This window comes from Microvirgula sp. AG722 (genome assembly GCF_003269145.1).
GTDB classification, from domain to species: domain Bacteria; phylum Pseudomonadota; class Gammaproteobacteria; order Burkholderiales; family Aquaspirillaceae; genus Microvirgula; species Microvirgula aerodenitrificans.
The window spans coordinates 427,578-443,048 of the sequence record NZ_QLTJ01000001.1 but is presented as its reverse complement, the minus strand read 5'-3'; the positions used below and the strand labels follow the sequence as shown (position 1 = coordinate 443,048).

The window sequence follows — 15,471 nt, the reverse complement described above, 5'->3', positions numbered from 1 at the left end:
CGGAGCCCCGCATGTCCTCTCCGCTGACCCATTTCGATGCCGCCGGCCAGGCTCACATGGTCGATGTCGGCGCCAAGGCCGAAACCGCCCGCGTCGCCGTGGCCACCGGCTGGATCGCCATGCAGCCGGCGACCTTTGCCCTGGTGCGCGATGGTGGCCACAAGAAGGGCGACGTGCTCGGCATAGCCCGCGTGGCCGCCATCATGGCGTCCAAGCAGGCGTCGTCGCTGATCCCGCTGTGCCACCCGATCGCGCTGACGCGGGTCGCGGTCGAGTTCGCGCTCGATGAGGCCGCCAGCCGCGTCGGCTGCACCGTGACCGCTGAAACGGTCGGCAAGACCGGAGTGGAAATGGAAGCGCTGACCGCAGTCAGCGTCGCCCTGCTGACCGTCTACGACATGTGCAAGGCAGTCGACCGCGGCATGGAAATGGGCGGCATCCGGCTGCTGGAAAAAGCCGGCGGCAAATCGGGGCACTGGAAGGCGGAAGACTAGCGCTTCGCCCGTCGTGCCGCGATAAACCGTGACAGCGCCCGCGCGAGTTGCGGATGGCCGGCGACATTGCCGGCAGTGCGTTCCAGCGCGTCGAGTGCGGGGTCGTTGACCGAGAAATTCTTGGGCTTCTTGTTCGGCTTGATGTCGACCCGTACCCGGACCTTCAGCCGCGACACCGGCCAGCCATCGGCGGCCAGGGTGTTGCACAGTCGGGTTTCCAGCGAGCGCAGCTTGGTGACCACGCTGCCGCTGGCGGCGAACACCACCAGCTCGCCGTTTTCGCGCACGCAGGCGACCTCGACACTGCCGGCCAGGCCGGGCGTCAGCTGCCGTTTCAGTGCGGCGTCGAGCTCGCGGTAGCGGTGCGACAGCTCGGCGAGCGCGGCCAGTTTCGGTACGCGGGTCAGGTGCTTGGTAACGGGGTCGCTGGAGTCCATGCCGTGGATTGTGCCACGAGCCCGGCCTGTCGCCATCCCTGTAAATTCATGCCGTCGGGCTTGAGAAATGGCGGGATCGCCGCATCTGTCACCGCGCATGCAGGATTGATCTGGCACAGACAATACGCGATCGCAGCACCCGCAGGCCCGCGCGCCCGGTCGGGATCGTTGCGTGCCCAGCGTGGGCGCATGGCCGCTGTGCTAATATTCCCTCTATTTTTTTCGGCGCGCACCGCCTACTGACAACCCATGATCCAGAGTCTACTGAAAAAAGTCTTCGGCAGTCGCAACGACCGGCTGCTCAAGCAATACCGCGGTACGGTGACCCGCATCAATGCGATGGAACCGGAGATGCAGGCGCTGGATGATGCGGCGCTGGCTGCCAAGACCGACGAGTTCCGCGACCGCTTCCAGAAGGGTGCCACGCTCGATTCGCTGCTGCCCGAAGCCTTCGCCGTCTGCCGCGAGGCCAGCCGCCGCGTGATGGGCATGCGCCACTTCGACGTGCAGCTGATCGGCGGCATGGTGCTGCACAACGGCAAGATCGCCGAAATGCGCACTGGTGAAGGCAAGACGCTGGTCGCCACGCTGCCGGCCTACCTGAACGCGATCGCCGGCAAGGGCGTGCACGTCGTGACCGTCAACGACTACCTGGCCAGCCGTGACGCGAACACCATGGCCAAGCTGTACAACTTCCTCGGCCTCAGCGTCGGCGTGAACCTGTCGCAGATGGCCCATGGCGACAAGCAGACCGCCTACGCCGCCGACATCACCTACGGCACCAACAACGAATTCGGCTTCGACTACCTGCGCGACAACATGGTGTACAGCACCGGCGAGCGCGTGCAGCGCCCGCTGTCGTATGCCATCGTCGACGAAGTGGACTCGATCCTGATCGACGAAGCGCGCACGCCGCTGATCATCAGCGGCCCGGCTGACGACAATATCGACATGTACCAGCGCATGAACGCCATTCCGCCGCTGCTGGTCCGCCAGCAGGAAGAAGAAGGCGAAGGCGACTACTGGGTCGACGAGAAGGCGCACAGCGTCATGCTGTCCGAATCCGGTTTCGAGCATGCCGAAGTCCAGCTGATCAATGCCGGCCTGCTGCGCGAAGGCGACAGCCTGTACTCGGCCGCCAACATCACGCTGATGCACCATCTGATGGCCGCACTGCGCGCCCATGCGCTGTTCCATCGTGACCAGCACTATGTGGTGCAGGACGACGAAATCATCATCGTCGACGAGTTCACCGGCCGGCTGATGGCCGGTCGCCGCTGGAGCGAGGGTCTGCACCAGGCGGTCGAGGCCAAGGAAGGCGTGACCGTCAACCGCGAGAACCAGACGCTGGCGTCGATCACGTTCCAGAACTACTTCCGCATCTACAAGAAGCTGGCCGGCATGACCGGCACGGCCGATACCGAAGCCTACGAATTCCAGCAGATCTACGGTCTGGAAACCGTGGTGATCCCGACCAACCGGCCGATGATCCGCAAGGACAACCTCGACCTGGTCTACCGCACCGCCGACGAGAAGCATCACGCCATCGTCGCCGACATCCGCGACTGCCAGCAGCGCGGCCAGCCGGTGCTGGTCGGTACCACCTCGATCGAAAACTCCGAACTGCTGTCGGCCCTGCTCGACAAGGAAAAGCTGCCGCACGAAGTGCTGAACGCCAAGCAGCACGCGCGTGAAGCCGACATCGTGGTCCAGGCCGGTCGTCCGGGCGTCATCACCATCGCCACCAACATGGCCGGTCGCGGTACCGACATCGTGCTGGGCGGCAGCATTGCGCCGGACATTCTCGCCATCGAGAACGATGCGTCGCTGACTGCAGAACAGAAAACGGCAAAGATCGAAGCGCTGAAAGCCGACTGGCAGCCGCGCCACGATCAGGTGCTGGCCGCTGGCGGCCTGCACATCATCGGCACCGAACGCCATGAATCGCGCCGGATCGACAACCAGCTGCGTGGCCGTTCCGGCCGCCAGGGCGACCCGGGCAGCTCGCGCTTCTACCTGTCGCTGGAAGACCCGCTGCTGCGCATCTTCGCCTCCGACCGCGTCGGCGCGATCATGCAGCGACTGAAAATGCCGGAAGGCGAAGCGATCGAGCACCCGTGGGTGACCCGCGCCATCGAGAATGCCCAGCGCAAGGTGGAAGGCCGCAACTTCGACATCCGCAAGCAACTGCTCGAATACGACGACGTGTCGAACGACCAGCGCAAGGTCATCTACCAGCAGCGCAACGAGATCCTCGAATCGGAGAATGTCGCCGACATGATCGCCGCCATGCGCGACGACGTGCTGGCCGGCCTGTTCGATGCCTATATCCCGCCGCAGTCGATGGAAGAACAGTGGGACGTGGCCGGTCTGCGCAAGGTGCTGGCTGCCGACTACCAGATCGACGCACCGGTCGACGAATGGATGAAGGCCGAACCGTCGGTCGAGACCGAAACGTTCAAGCTGCGCATCCTTGACCAGGCTCGCGCCCAGTACGATGCCAAGGTCGAATCGGCCGGCGGCGACGTCATGCGCCAGTTCGAGCGTGCCGTGCTGCTGCAGCACTTCGACAGCGCCTGGCGCGAACACCTGTCCGCGCTCGACCACCTGCGCCAGGGCATCCATCTGCGCGGTTACGCGCAGAAGAACCCGAAGCAGGAATACAAGCGCGAAGCCTTCGAGCTGTTCGCCGCGATGCTGGAACGCATCAAGCGCGAAGTGACGCAGATCGTGGCCACGGTGCAGATCCGCAGCCCGGACGAAGCTGCCGCTGCCGAAGCATTCGAGCACGAACCGCTGCCGATGGAGTTCCGTCATGACGAGTTCACCGTCGACGGCGACGAAGCCGTCGACGGCAACCCGTACTCGCCGGATCGTCTGGCTGCCGCCGGCATCAAGGTCGGTCGCAACGATGCGTGCCCGTGCGGTTCCGGCAAGCGCTACAAGCAGTGCCACGGTCGTCTGGCCTAAGCTGACCGAAGCACGAAAAAACGCCGCGTTCTTGTGATCGCGGCGTTTTTTATGGGCGAATGCCGTCGTTATCCACAGCTTTCCGGCAGGTAGCGGGCCGGTGTCGGCGACGTGCTGCCGGGCTGACAGCGCCACTGCACCCGCCGCGTCGCGCTGTCGCCAGTGCCGATCAGTTCGAATGTGGTGTGGCGCAGCGTGCTGGCCAGCGCGTCGCTGGCGGACAGCGTGACCAGATAGCGGCGGCTGCCGGCGCCGGCCGGGGCGTCGGCAATTCGAGCAACCAGCGGCGATGGCGAGATCACGGCCTGTTCTGTCGCGGCCGGCATCCGGCCATGGGTCGCATAGTAGGCCGATACTGAAGCGCGGGTGGTTGCCAGCGCTTCCAGCGCCAGCGTCACCTGACTGCGGTTCGCGTGCTGCCAGTACAGTGGCAGGGCGATGGCCGAGCTGATGCCGACCACGGCGACCAGCAGCATGCGCTCGATCAGTGAAAAGCCCTGCGGCCGTGGTGCTGTCATCTCTTTCGTCTCCGGTTCGGTTCCCGCGATCATAGCAATGGCACCGTGGGTGCGGCCGGCCGATGGCGTCGTCGTTGCCGTCGGTGTCGCTTCGGTCGTCGGCAGCCTGCCCGGCGGGGGCCAGCCTGTTAAACTGGCGCCTGACCATCTTGCCCGGGAGCCCGTTATGACCTCCGCCAATGCCGACTGGCTGCAACGCAGTCGGCAAGCCGTCTGGCATCCATGCACGCAAATGAAGCGGCATGAAACCCTGCCCATCACTCCGATCGCTTCCGGCGACGGCATGTGGCTGGTGGATTTCGACGGCAAGCGCTATCTGGATGGCGTCAGCTCATGGTGGGTCAACCTGTTCGGGCACAATGAACCGCGCATCAAGGCGGCGATCACCCGGCAGATGGACAGTATCGAACACATCATGCTGGCCGGATTCACTCACCGGCCGGTGGTGGAACTGTCGGAACGGCTGGCGGCACTGACCGGCCTCGGTCATGCGTTCTACGGCTCGGATGGCGCCAGCGCCACCGAAATCGCGCTGAAGATGAGCTTCCACTACTGGAAGAACCGCGGCCTGCCGTGGAAAAACCGCTACCTGCACCTCGATGGCAGCTACCACGGCGAAACCGTCGGCGCGCTGGCAGTGACCGACGTCGCCATTTTCCGGGATACCTACGCACCGCTGGTGCGCTCCGGCCTGCAACTGCCGGCGCCGCTGCCCGAGCGCCAGGAAACGGCCGACGACGCCGTGCGCCGTGCGCTGGCAGCGCTGGAACATGCGCTGGAGCGTCATTCGGACGAAACCGCCGCGCTGATTCTGGAACCGCTGGTTCAGGGGGCGGCCGGCATGCGCATGTACCCGCCTGCCTATCTGAGCGGCGCGCGGCGGCTGTGCGACCTGTACCACATCCATCTGATCGCGGACGAAATCGCCGTCGGCTTCGGCCGCACCGGCACGCTGTTCGCCTGCGAACAGGCCGGCATCAAGCCGGACTTCCTGTGTCTGTCCAAGGGCATTACCGGCGGCTATCTGCCGCTGTCCTGCGTGCTGACCAGCGACACGGTCTACGATGCGTTCTATGACGATTCGGTGGCGCGCGCCTTTCTGCATTCGCATAGCTATACCGGCAATGCGCTGGCCTGCGCGGCGGCGCTGGCGGTGCTGGACATTTTCGAGCAGGACGACGTGCTGGCTGCCAACCGCGAGCGTGCTGCCCTGTTCACCCGGAAGCTCGCGCCGGTGGCGGCGCACGCCAAGGTGTCCGGCTTCCGCCAGCAGGGCATGATCTGGGCATTCGAAGTCACCAGCCGGCGCAATGACTTTTCGCCGGCGTTCTTCGCCGCGATGCTGGAACAGGGCTGCCTGTTGCGCCCCATCGGCAACACCGTATATTTCATGCCGCCGTACGTGATCGAGGCCGCGCACATGGACCAGCTGGTCGAGGCGACGCTGGCGACGCTGGAGCGCATCGATGAACTGCCGGTGCGCGCCGGCCCCGATGGCCGGATGGCCTGACCGCATTCGAGGACGGACGGTGGCTGTCCCGCCGCCCGCCGAACTTGTTCTGACCCTGGAGGTTCCATGTTTTTCATGCTGCTCGCCGCGACGTTCCTGATTTCCCTGGTGACGTCGGTGCTGGTGTCGCGCTTTTTCGATGGCGCGGTTGCGCGCATTCTTGGCCGTATCGTCGGTGACGACCTGACCGATCCGTGGCGCAAGTACCTGCGCTTCGCCATTGTCGTGGTCGGGGTATCCGGCGGGGTGCGGCTGTGGGAGCTGGAAAAGTACCTGGACGGCAAGAGCGTGGCGACCGAGCTGACCGGCGCGCGCTGGACGCTGGAAATCTACCGCACGCTGATCGAGACGCTGCAGTCGGTCGCCTGGCTGCTGCTGCTGTTCTTCCTGTGCACGATGATCGCCTACGTGGTGGTCCGCGCCATCGAGAGCAAGTCCGCGAGCCCGGCCCGGCGTGAAAAGCAGGACGACGCGCAATGAACACGCGCCCCCTCGCGCTGACCGCCGGCGAACCGGCCGGCATCGGCCCCGACCTGGTCTGCCAGCTGGCACTGCGGCCCCGCGACAGCCGGGTGGTGGTCATCGCCGACCGCGAACTGCTGGTCGCGCGGGCGGCACAACTGGGCCTGCCGGCGCAGTTCGTCGCTTTCGACCCTGCCGCGCCGGCACCGGACACGGCGCTGGAAGTGCTGCATGTGCCGCTGGCCGTACCGGCGCAGGCCGGCGTGCTGGATGCACGCAATGGCCACTATGTACTGGCGACGCTGGATGCCGCCATCGATGGCTGTCTCGACGGTACCTTCGCGGCGATGGTGACCGCGCCGGTGCACAAGGGCGTGATCAATGAAGCCGGCGTGCCGTTTACCGGCCATACCGAATACCTGGCCGAGCGCACCGGTACGCCACGGGTGGTGATGATGCTGGCCGGTGGCGGCATGCGTGTCGCCCTGGTTACCACCCATCTGCCGCTGCGCGAGGTGGCGGATGCCATTACCGGCGCGCTGCTGGATGAAGTGATCACCATCCTGCATGACGACCTGGTCGGCAAGTTCGGCATCCCGGCGCCGCGCATTCTGGTGGCCGGACTGAATCCGCATGCCGGCGAGGGCGGCCACATGGGGCGCGAGGAAATCGACATCATCGAACCGGCGCTGGCCGCGCTGCGCGCGCGCGGCATCGATCTGACCGGTCCGCTGCCGGCCGATACCCTGTTTAATCCCGACAAGCTGGCCCACTGCGATGCCGTTCTGGTGATGTACCACGACCAGGGGCTGCCGGTCCTGAAGCATGCCAGCTTCGGCCACGGCATCAACATTACCCTTGGCCTGCCGATCGTCCGCACCTCGGTCGACCATGGCACGGCGCTGGATCTGGCCGGCAGCGGTCGTGCCGACCCCGGCAGCCTGTACGCGGCGCTGGCGCTGGCCGACACCCTGGGTCGACCCTAGCCCGGGCGCAGACCTGACACCAAGGAAGGACCGCGATGGAGATTCCCCTGCTGTCGGCACAGACCGGTGATCTGGCGCTGCGACTGCTGGCGGCGCTGTTTGCCGGCGCGATCATCGGCGTCGAGCGTCATTACCATGGGCGTCCGGCCGGCTTTCGCACTCACGGACTGGTCTGCCTGTCGTCCTGCCTGCTGATGCTGATGACGGTCTATCCGGCCGACTGGGTGCCGGTCGGCATGCAGGCTCATCTGCAGATGGACCCGACCCGGATGGCGCAGGGGATCATGACCGGCATCGGTTTTCTCGGTGCCGGGACCATTCTGCGTGAAGGGTTCTCGATACGCGGGCTGACCACGGCCGCGTCGATCTGGGCCACGGCTGCGATCGGCGTACTGATCGGCATCGGCTTCGTGTGGCCGGCGGCACTGTCCACCGTACTGGCGATTGGCACGCTGTCGGTGTTCCGCTGGGTTGAAAAGCGGATGCCGGCGCTGTTCTATGCCCACCTGACGCTGCGCTTCTCGCTGCGCGAGGTCATGTCCGAGCCGGAACTGGCCAGCCTGCTGGCCGGCCAGGGCTTCACCCTGACCGGACTCAGCTACAAGTACGATGCCGACGATGACTACTTCGAGTACCGGATGGTGATCCGGGCGTCGCATGCTGATGCCGGCACCCGGCTGTCGGACCATCTGCGCGGGCTGGGCCAGCTCAAGGGCTTCCGCATCGCCCCCAGCGGCGAGGCCTGAAGCAGCCCGTCAGCCGCCGGCCTCAACGCGGGCTGTGCTGTCTGACCCAGGCCGCGTAGCGGTCGGCAAAGCCCTGCAGATAGGCGCGGGTGTCGTCGTTGCCGATATGGCCATCGGCGTCGATCAGCCCGTCCTTGTACTGCAGGAAGATCTCCGGCTGGCCCAGCACCTGTACATCGAGATAGGCGAGGATGTTGCGCAGGTGCTGCTGTGCCAGTGCGGTGCCGATTGCCCCGGGCGAAGTGCCGGCCACGGCCGCCGGCTTGCCACCCCAGGCACTCTTTCCCCAGGGACGCGAGCCCCAGTCCAGCGCATTCTTCAGCACCCCGGGCACCGAGCGGTTGTATTCAGGCGTCACGAACAGCAGGGCATCGGCAGCTTCGATCTGCTGCTTGAAGTGCACGGCGGCGGCGGGAAACTGGCTGTCCAGATCCTGGTTGTACAGCGGCAGCACGCCGATATCGACGAACTCGAAGCGGAAGTCGGCCGGCAGCAGCCGGGACAAGGCCAGCGCGAAGCGGCGGTTGTACGACTCCTTGCGCAGGCTGCCAACCAGAACGGCGACGGTATGGCTCATGAACGATCTCCTTGCGGGTGGGGGAAAACGACAATGACGCTTAACGCTAGACGAAAAAACCCTGACTGTCCGCTCAGAACGGCCGATCGCCGAGAATGGTGGCGCGGTGCATCACGCGCCGGTGCGGCAGATAGTCGGCCACTGCATAGTGCTGGGTGACCCGGTTGTCCCAGAAGGCCACGTCATTTTCCTTCCAGCGCCAGCGCAGGCTGAATTCCGGCCGGCTGGCGTGGGCGAACAGGAAAGCCAGCAGCGCCTCGTTTTCGCGCGGCTGCAGTTCGACGATGCGTGAGGTAAAGCCCTCGTTGACGAACAGTGCCTTGCGACCGGTCTCGGGATGGGTGCGCACGACCGGGTGCACGCGCGGCGGATGATCGTCGCGCGCCTGGCGCCAGCGTGCGTACTGCGGTGTGTCGCGGAAACGTGCTTCCGGGAACGAGCGGGTGAAATCGTGCACGGCGCTGAGGCCGCCGAGCCACTGCTGCAGCGGGGCTGACAGCGCGTCGAAGGCGGCGGTGCCGCTGCTCCACAGCGTGTCGCCGCCACTCGGCGGCAGCGATTTGGCTGCCAGCACCGCCCCCAGCGGCGGCGTGTCGATAAAGGTGACGTCGGTATGCCAGTTGTCGTTGTCCGGCAGATTGTCGGCATCGGTATCCAGCACCATGATTTCCGGCTGCTCACGGACATTCGGGTACACCGGATGGATATGCAGGTCGCCGAACGCCGCCGCGAAATCGCGCTGCTGGCGCGGTGTCAGCGGCTGGTTCTCGAAAAACAGCACCTGATGGCGCAGCAGTGCGGCACGCAATGCCTCACGATGAGGGGGGTCGAGCGGCGCGGCCAGCGACAGGCCGGCAACCCGGGCGCCGATGGCCGGACCGAGGGGTTCGATATGCAGGGTGGTCATGGGATCTCTCTTTGTCAGACGTGTTCGCGCCACGGCGTCAGCCGGTGCTGCAGGTAGCGCAGCCCGAGCTCCAGCGCCAGGGCGATCAGGGCAATCAGCAGGATGCCGGCGATCACCACATCGGTGACCAGGAACTGGGCCGCCGACTGGACCATGAAGCCGAGCCCGCGCGTGGCGGCAATCAGTTCGGCGGCGACCAGCGTCGACCAGCCGGCGCCCAGCGCAATGCGGGTGCCGGTCAGGATGTCGGGCAGGGCGCCGGGCAGGATGACAAAGCGCAGCTGCTGTATGCGGCTGGCACCGAGTGACTGCGCGGCCTGCAAGCGCGAGGGATCGAGGTGGCGCACACCGCTGGCGGTGGCGATGACCAGCGGCGCAAAGATCGCCAGGTAGATCAGCAGCACCTTCGAGGTTTCACCGATGCCGAACCAGATCACCATCAGCGGCAGATAGGCGAGCGGCGGAATCGGACGGTAGAACTCGATCAGCGGGTCGAGGGCGGCGCGTGCGGTCCGGTTCAGGCCGATCAGCATGCCGGTGGGGATGGCGGTCAGCAGCGCCGCCAGCAGGGCCAGCAGCACGCGCGACAGACTGGCGCCGAGATGCTGCGCCAGCGAGGCATCCATGAAACCGTCGATTGCCAGCCGGTACAGCCGCGCGGCCACCGCCTGCGGTGAGGGCAGGAACAGTGGGTCGATCCAGCCCAGGGTGGTGGTCAGCCACCACAGGGCGAGCAGTCCGCCGACACTGAATACGGTTGGTCGCTGGCGACGCCAGCGTGTCGCGAGGCGGGATGCGGGCACGGCCTGCGGCGGGGCGAGCGTCTCGGCTTCCAGCGTGGCGGCTTCAGGCGTGAACATGGTGTGTTTCCCCCTGACGATCAAAGACCTCGGCCAGCAGCAGCTCGCGGCAGGCAATAAAGTCGGGATCGGACTTGATCGAACGGGCCGGTTCGCCGGCCGCATAGCGGCGGGCGAAGTCCAGCGTATGGCGGGCGGAGATGCGGCCGGGACGCGGCGACAGCACGATCAGTTCGGTGGCGAGAAAGACCGCTTCCTCGATGCTGTGGGTGATGACGAACAGCCCCTTGCCGGTCGCCTGCCACAGATCGAGGATCAGGCTCTGCATCTGCTCGCGCGTCAGCGCGTCCAGCGCGCCGAGCGGCTCGTCCATCAGCAGGAAGTGCGGATCGGCAGCCAGCGCGCGAGCCAGCCCGACCCGCTGCCGCATGCCGCCGGACAATTCCCGGATCCGGTGCTGTTCGAAGCCGTCAAGCCCGACCAGCTTCAGCATGCGCCGCGCGGCGGCATCGCGCTCGGCGCGGCCGACCCGCTGCAGGCGCGGGCCGAGGCCGACATTGTCGAGCACGTTCAGCCACGGCAGCAGTGCATCGTCCTGAAACACCACGCCGCGCTCTGCGCCGGGGCCGCGGACGGGCTGCCCATCCAGCAGCACCCGGCCACGGTCCGGTGCCTGGAAACCGGCCATCAGGCCGAGCAGGGTCGATTTGCCGCACCCGGATGCGCCGAGCGCCACCACGATCTCGCCGCTGCGCAGTTCCAGCGAGACATCATGCAGAGCGGTCAGCGCACCGCGCGGCGTCCCGAACACCACGCTGGCCGACTGGACGGACAGGACAGACATGCGACCCCCTTACAGCCCGGCGGCCTGGCGCACGTAGCGGGTTTCGACAAAGGGCTGGTAGCTGGCCTGGACCTGATCGACCTTGTTCTGCGCCTTCAGAAAGCGCGAGGTATCGAGCAGGGCGCGGGCGGTGCCGCCACCGAGCAGGCCGGCCGACAGCTGCTCCCGCGCCAGCGGGAAGACGGTGCCGGCCAGCAGGCCGGGCACGTCGGCTGGCGAGGCACCGGTCAGCCGGGCGATTTTCTGTACCTGTGGCGAGGCGGCATCCCAGCGCGCCGGGTCCTTGCGGTAATCGGCATAGGCGTCAAGGGTGACCTTGACGAACTTGACCAGCACTTCGGGATGCCTGGCGGCAAAGTCCCTGCGCACGATCCAGGTATCGAAGGTCGGTGCGCCCCAGCGGCCGACGTCGGCCGACGTGGCCAGCACCTTGCCGCTTTCCCTCGCCTTGCTCAGCGCCGGATCCCAGACATAGGCGGCATCGATGTCACCGCGTTGCCAGGCCGCAGTGATTTCCGACGGACGCAGATTGATGACCTGCACCTGACGCGGATCGATCTGCCAGTGCTTCAGTGCCGACAGCAGGCTGTAATGAGCGGTCGACACGAAGGGCGTGGCCACCTTCTTGCCGGGCAGATCCTTCGGTGATTCGATCTTGCTGCCGTTGCGGGTGACCAGCGCCTCGGCGCTGCCGAGTTGCCCGGCAATAAAGAAAGTCTGGATCGGCAGGCCACGGCTGGCGGCAGCGGCCAGCGGGCTGGAACCGAGGAAACCGATCTGCACATCGCCGGAGGCCACGGCGGCAATGACCTCGGCGCCGGCCTCGAACTTGCGCCAGTTCAGTTTCTGGCCGATGGCTTTCTCATACAGCCCGTCGGCCTGCGGTACCTTGGACGGTTCGACCGAGGTCTGGTAGGCAATGGTGATGCCCTCGTCGGCCATGGCCGTGGCGGGCAGGCCGATAACCGCAGCGGCGGCGGCGAGCAGAAAATGGCGGCGGCTGAATGACATGACAGACTCCTGAGCGGCGGAATTGCGCGGTCAGGAGACTGTAGAAAAGGTCACAGGGAATGAAAAACAATAAAAACGGGAATGCATATTCCCGTTTCAGGCGTTGCGCCGTCAGCCGTAGCGCCGTGCCGCTTCCACCGCCAGGCCGGCGCCGATGCTGCCGTACAGATCGCCTTCGACCGCACGCGCACACGGCAACTCGGCGGCGATGCGGGCGCGCAGATGCGGCACGCCACTGCTGCCGCCGGTAAAGTAGATGGTCGATACCCGTTCGCGGGCGACGCCGGCATCCTTCAGCAACTGGCCGACCACCACGGCCACCCGGTCGACCAGCGACTGGGTCGCCGTGGTGAAGTCATCACGGGTGATGACGGGCGCCAGGCCGGCTTCCAGCCGCTCCAGCGACAGACTGGCGTGCTCCGCCGTCGACAGGTCGATCTTGGCCTGCTCGACCTGCAATGCCAGCCAGTGGCCCTCATGGCGGTTGACCACCCGCGACAGCCGGTCGAGCTCGGTCCGTGCCAGTGCGTCACGATAGATGCCCTGCAGATCGGCCCAGGCCTGGCGGGTGTAGGCGAGGTTGATCGTGTGCCAGGTCGCCAGATGGAAGAAGATGCCGGACGGAATCTCGGCGCCATTCTTCATCCGCGAGCGGTAACCGAGGTGCGGCATCATGCCGCCGAGACTGAGCGCACGGTCGAAGTCAGTGCCGCCGATATGCACGCCGGCATTGCCGAGCAGATCGTCCGCCCGTTCCGAACGGGCCGAGCGTTCCGGCGACAGCCGCACCAGCGAGAAGTCGGCCGTGCCACCGCCGATATCGGCGATCAATACCAGCTCCTCGTGGGCCAGCGTCGTTTCATAGTGCAGCGCGGCGCCGATTGGCTCGAACTGGAAACTGACGTCGCGGAAACCGACCTGGCGGGCGATGGCTTCCAGCGTGTCCTGTGCGCGCTGGTCCGCTTCCGGATTCTCGTCGACGAAAAACACCGGCCGGCCGAAGACCGCCTGGTCGAACGGTCGCCCGGCGGCGGTCTCGGCGCGGGACTTCAGTTCACCGATAAAGGTCGCCAGCAGCTCGCGGAACGGCAGGGCGCGGCCGAGCACCTCGGTATGACCGTCTATCAGGCTGCTGCCGAGCAGGCTTTTCAGTGCCCGCATCAGCCGGCCCTCATAGCCATCGATGTACTCCGCCATCGCCGCGCGGCCGACGCTCATGCTGTCTTCGTCGGCGTTGAAGAACACGGCCGACGGCAGCGTCGGCTTGCCGTCTTCCAGTGGCAGCAGCGTGGCGACGCCCGGACGCAGCCAGCCGGCGGTGGAGTTCGAGGTGCCGAAATCGATGCCGCAGGCGCGGGCGGGTGAGAGATTCATGGTGGGAACGTCGCCGTGAAAGGGGCATGGATGCTACGCGAGCAGGCGGCGTCAGGCCAGCCCCATCGGGAGGAAGTGTCGCCAAAGTCCTTCACCTGCTGCGCGCTGCATCCGCAAATAAAAAACGCATTACACTTTGCCGTGTAATGCGTTTTTTATCGGGTGTTCTCTGGTGGACCGGATGAGGATCGAACTCACGACCTTAGCATTGCGAACGCTACGCTCTCCCAACTGAGCTACCGGCCCAACGAGGCGCTATTATACGTTTTTTGAGGTGCCGGACAAGTCCATGGACAAAATCACACCTGCCGGTTTGCCGGCTGATCGGGTCCGCATTTGCGTGGGTGACCTGACGCAGATTGAAGTGGATGTCATCGTCAATGCCGCCAATTCGGGGCTGATGGGCGGTGGCGGGGTGGATGGCGCCATCCACCGGGCCGGCGGGCCGGCCATCCTTGCCGATTGCCGGCGCCTGCGCGAGACGGTGCTGCCGGACGGACTGCCGACCGGACAGGTGGTGGAAACGACCGGGGGCCGGCTGCCGGCGCGCTATGTGCTGCATACGGTCGGACCGGTCTGGGGCCGGCATGGCGGGGATGAAGCGGCGCTGCTGGCCGCCTGCTACCGCAATGCGCTTGCACGGGCGGCGGCACTGGAGTGCGCCAGCATTGCCTTCCCGGCCATCTCGACCGGCATCTACGGCTATCCGCATGTCGATGCGGCACAGGTCGTGGCCGGGGTGCTGGCTGACTGGTGCGCGAGCATGGCCCAGCCCGAGCGCATCGTGCTGGTGTTCTTCTCCCCCCGCGACGGTGAGATATTCAGCCGGGTCAGCGGATTGCCATGGCAGTGAGTGGAAAGAAAAAAGCCCGCGAATGTGCGGGCTTTTTCGTTGATGTGGCGGCGATCAGCCGGCAACCATCGTCATCTGCATCTTCTTCAGTGCCTTGGCCTCGATCTGGCGGATGCGCTCGGCGGACACGCCGAATTCGCCCGCCAGGTCGTGCAGCGTCAGGCCGCCATCGTCCTGCAGCCAGCGCGCCTCGATGATGCGGCGGCTGCGTGCGTCGAGGCTGGCCAGGGCTTCCTCGATGCCTTCGCGCTGCAGGCGGTCATAGGCCTTGCGTTCGATTTCGCGCGTCGGCTCGCTTTCGTGGTCGGCCAGCCAGTCGATCGGCGCGTAGCCGTCTTCGTCGCCATCATCGGCCAGCAGCGCGATGTCCTGACCGGACAGCCGCGTTTCCATTTCGCGGACTTCTTCCGGCTTGACGCCGAGGTCGTCGGCGATGCGCTGCGCTTCCTTGTCCGACAGTGCCGAGAAGCCCTGCTTCATCGAGCGCAGATTGAAGAACAGCTTGCGCTGCGGCTTGGTGGTCGCGATGCGCACCAGGCGCCAGTTGCGCAGGATGAATTCGTGTATTTCGGCCTTGATCCAGTGGACGGCGAACGAGAACAGGCGCACGCCGCGGGTCGGCTCGAAGCGTTTGACCGCTTTCATCAGGCCGATATTGCCTTCCTGGATCAGGTCGGCCTGCGGCAGGCCATAGCCGGCGTAGCCGCGCGAGATCGAGACCACCACGCGCAGGTGCGACAGCACCAGTTGCCGCGCGGCTTCAAGGTCTTCGTCCTGCTGGAAGCGGGTAGCGAGTTCGAGTTCTTCCTCTTGCGTCAGCATCGGAACGCTGTTCACGGCCGCAATGTACTGATCTAGGCTGCCATTGGCAGACGGTACCGGCAGGTTCATCGTGGCATTCATCAAGTGGATATCCTCCTTCAACGCTCGATTCTAGCACTCACATCGGGAGACTGCTAAAAGCATCCGGTTTCGCCGGCCA

Annotated in this window: 16 protein-coding genes and 1 tRNA gene; 7 read left to right on the top strand and 10 right to left on the bottom strand. The window is 65.8% G+C overall.

Annotated features, from left to right (window positions below; genetic code table 11):
- The first annotated feature begins 11 nt into the window (after nucleotides 1-11).
- On the top strand, nucleotides 12-494 hold the full coding sequence (moaC, locus tag DFO50_RS02090) for a cyclic pyranopterin monophosphate synthase MoaC (protein ID WP_028498477.1): 483 nt from the start codon (nucleotides 12-14) through the stop codon (nucleotides 492-494).
- Here moaC and DFO50_RS02085 read toward each other — a convergent pair.
- Nucleotides 491-931: a DciA family protein gene (locus tag DFO50_RS02085; RefSeq protein WP_028498476.1), complete on the bottom strand. Its 441-nt coding sequence runs from the start codon at nucleotides 929-931 to the stop codon at nucleotides 491-493. The genes moaC and DFO50_RS02085 overlap by 4 nt on opposite strands.
- Nucleotides 932-1,180: 249 nt before the next feature.
- On the opposite strand from DFO50_RS02085, the gene secA reads away from it, so the two are divergent.
- Complete coding sequence (gene secA / locus DFO50_RS02080; protein ID WP_028498475.1) at nucleotides 1,181-3,901, top strand: preprotein translocase subunit SecA; 2,721 nt, start codon at nucleotides 1,181-1,183, stop codon at nucleotides 3,899-3,901.
- Nucleotides 3,902-3,969: 68 nt separating this feature from the next.
- On the opposite strand, the gene DFO50_RS19070 is transcribed toward secA, so the two are convergent.
- Nucleotides 3,970-4,419 (bottom strand): pilin, encoded by a 450-nt coding sequence (locus DFO50_RS19070; RefSeq protein WP_036385453.1) that lies wholly within the window; start codon nucleotides 4,417-4,419, stop codon nucleotides 3,970-3,972.
- Nucleotides 4,420-4,585: 166 nt separating this feature from the next.
- On the opposite strand from DFO50_RS19070, the gene DFO50_RS02070 reads away from it, so the two are divergent.
- The 4 genes from DFO50_RS02070 to DFO50_RS02055 all read left to right on the top strand — a co-directional run bounded on the left by DFO50_RS02070 (nucleotide 4,586) and on the right by DFO50_RS02055 (nucleotide 8,123).
- Nucleotides 4,586-5,929 (top strand): adenosylmethionine--8-amino-7-oxononanoate transaminase, encoded by a 1,344-nt coding sequence (locus tag DFO50_RS02070; RefSeq protein WP_112692031.1) that lies wholly within the window; start codon nucleotides 4,586-4,588, stop codon nucleotides 5,927-5,929.
- 66 nt (nucleotides 5,930-5,995) lie between these two features.
- Complete coding sequence (locus tag DFO50_RS02065; protein ID WP_028498473.1) at nucleotides 5,996-6,409, top strand: hypothetical protein; 414 nt, start codon at nucleotides 5,996-5,998, stop codon at nucleotides 6,407-6,409.
- The gene (pdxA, locus tag DFO50_RS02060; RefSeq protein ID WP_112691950.1) at nucleotides 6,406-7,377 is read left to right on the top strand and encodes a 4-hydroxythreonine-4-phosphate dehydrogenase PdxA; all 972 of its coding nucleotides are present in this window, start codon (nucleotides 6,406-6,408) and stop codon (nucleotides 7,375-7,377) included. The genes DFO50_RS02065 and pdxA overlap by 4 nt, the downstream gene beginning before the upstream one ends.
- Before the next feature lie 35 nt (nucleotides 7,378-7,412).
- The gene (locus tag DFO50_RS02055) at nucleotides 7,413-8,123 is read left to right on the top strand and encodes an MgtC/SapB family protein (protein ID WP_107888855.1); all 711 of its coding nucleotides are present in this window, start codon (nucleotides 7,413-7,415) and stop codon (nucleotides 8,121-8,123) included.
- A gap of 22 nt (nucleotides 8,124-8,145) precedes the next feature.
- Here DFO50_RS02055 and DFO50_RS02050 read toward each other — a convergent pair whose 3' ends face one another.
- From DFO50_RS02050 to DFO50_RS02020, 7 genes are all read right to left on the bottom strand, one after another.
- Entirely contained in the window at nucleotides 8,146-8,700 is a 555-nt protein-coding gene (locus tag DFO50_RS02050; protein ID WP_028498470.1) for an NADPH-dependent FMN reductase, read from the bottom strand.
- A gap of 73 nt (nucleotides 8,701-8,773) precedes the next feature.
- Nucleotides 8,774-9,607, bottom strand: coding sequence for a taurine dioxygenase (gene tauD / locus DFO50_RS02045; protein WP_028498469.1), 834 nt, complete (start codon nucleotides 9,605-9,607; stop codon nucleotides 8,774-8,776).
- Nucleotides 9,608-9,621: 14 nt separating this feature from the next.
- A complete protein-coding gene (tauC, locus tag DFO50_RS02040; RefSeq protein WP_112691949.1) occupies nucleotides 9,622-10,467 on the bottom strand; it encodes a taurine ABC transporter permease TauC in 846 nt (281 codons plus the stop codon).
- Nucleotides 10,454-11,251: a taurine ABC transporter ATP-binding subunit gene (gene tauB / locus DFO50_RS02035; protein ID WP_028498467.1), complete on the bottom strand. Its 798-nt coding sequence runs from the start codon at nucleotides 11,249-11,251 to the stop codon at nucleotides 10,454-10,456. Before tauB ends, tauC begins: the two co-directional genes overlap by 14 nt.
- A gap of 9 nt (nucleotides 11,252-11,260) precedes the next feature.
- On the bottom strand, nucleotides 11,261-12,262 hold the full coding sequence (tauA, locus tag DFO50_RS02030; RefSeq protein ID WP_112691948.1) for a taurine ABC transporter substrate-binding protein: 1,002 nt from the start codon (nucleotides 12,260-12,262) through the stop codon (nucleotides 11,261-11,263).
- Between the two features lie 111 nt (nucleotides 12,263-12,373).
- Nucleotides 12,374-13,636, bottom strand: a complete 1,263-nt coding sequence (locus tag DFO50_RS02025; protein WP_112691947.1) for an Hsp70 family protein — start codon at nucleotides 13,634-13,636, stop codon at nucleotides 12,374-12,376.
- Nucleotides 13,637-13,806: 170 nt separating this feature from the next.
- Nucleotides 13,807-13,882 (bottom strand) — tRNA-Ala (locus tag DFO50_RS02020).
- A gap of 43 nt (nucleotides 13,883-13,925) precedes the next feature.
- Here DFO50_RS02020 and DFO50_RS02015 point away from each other — a divergent pair.
- Nucleotides 13,926-14,489 carry an O-acetyl-ADP-ribose deacetylase gene (locus DFO50_RS02015; protein WP_036385449.1) on the top strand — a complete coding sequence of 188 codons (564 nt, stop codon included), beginning with the start codon at nucleotides 13,926-13,928 and terminating at the stop codon, nucleotides 14,487-14,489.
- Between the two features lie 54 nt (nucleotides 14,490-14,543).
- On the opposite strand, the gene rpoH is transcribed toward DFO50_RS02015, so the two are convergent.
- A complete protein-coding gene (gene rpoH / locus DFO50_RS02010) occupies nucleotides 14,544-15,392 on the bottom strand; it encodes an RNA polymerase sigma factor RpoH (protein ID WP_028498463.1) in 849 nt (282 codons plus the stop codon).
- Between the last annotated feature and the right edge of the window lie 79 nt (nucleotides 15,393-15,471).

Excerpts from the sequence above, each read along its gene's own strand:
- moaC (WP_028498477.1), top strand. The coding sequence starts at position 12 with ATGTCCTCTCCGCTGACCCATTTCGATGCCGCCGGCCAGGCTCACATG.
- DFO50_RS02085 (WP_028498476.1), bottom strand. The coding sequence starts at position 931 with ATGGACTCCAGCGACCCCGTTACCAAGCACCTGACCCGCGTACCGAAA.
- secA (WP_028498475.1), top strand. The coding sequence starts at position 1,181 with ATGATCCAGAGTCTACTGAAAAAAGTCTTCGGCAGTCGCAACGACCGG.
- DFO50_RS19070 (WP_036385453.1), bottom strand. The coding sequence starts at position 4,419 with ATGACAGCACCACGGCCGCAGGGCTTTTCACTGATCGAGCGCATGCTG.
- DFO50_RS02070 (WP_112692031.1), top strand. The coding sequence starts at position 4,586 with ATGACCTCCGCCAATGCCGACTGGCTGCAACGCAGTCGGCAAGCCGTC.
- DFO50_RS02065 (WP_028498473.1), top strand. The coding sequence starts at position 5,996 with ATGTTTTTCATGCTGCTCGCCGCGACGTTCCTGATTTCCCTGGTGACG.
- pdxA (WP_112691950.1), top strand. The coding sequence starts at position 6,406 with ATGAACACGCGCCCCCTCGCGCTGACCGCCGGCGAACCGGCCGGCATC.
- DFO50_RS02055 (WP_107888855.1), top strand. The coding sequence starts at position 7,413 with ATGGAGATTCCCCTGCTGTCGGCACAGACCGGTGATCTGGCGCTGCGA.
- DFO50_RS02050 (WP_028498470.1), bottom strand. The coding sequence starts at position 8,700 with ATGAGCCATACCGTCGCCGTTCTGGTTGGCAGCCTGCGCAAGGAGTCG.
- tauD (WP_028498469.1), bottom strand. The coding sequence starts at position 9,607 with ATGACCACCCTGCATATCGAACCCCTCGGTCCGGCCATCGGCGCCCGG.
- tauC (WP_112691949.1), bottom strand. The coding sequence starts at position 10,467 with ATGTTCACGCCTGAAGCCGCCACGCTGGAAGCCGAGACGCTCGCCCCG.
- tauB (WP_028498467.1), bottom strand. The coding sequence starts at position 11,251 with ATGTCTGTCCTGTCCGTCCAGTCGGCCAGCGTGGTGTTCGGGACGCCG.
- tauA (WP_112691948.1), bottom strand. The coding sequence starts at position 12,262 with ATGTCATTCAGCCGCCGCCATTTTCTGCTCGCCGCCGCCGCTGCGGTT.
- DFO50_RS02025 (WP_112691947.1), bottom strand. The coding sequence starts at position 13,636 with ATGAATCTCTCACCCGCCCGCGCCTGCGGCATCGATTTCGGCACCTCG.
- DFO50_RS02015 (WP_036385449.1), top strand. The coding sequence starts at position 13,926 with ATGGACAAAATCACACCTGCCGGTTTGCCGGCTGATCGGGTCCGCATT.
- rpoH (WP_028498463.1), bottom strand. The coding sequence starts at position 15,392 with ATGAATGCCACGATGAACCTGCCGGTACCGTCTGCCAATGGCAGCCTA.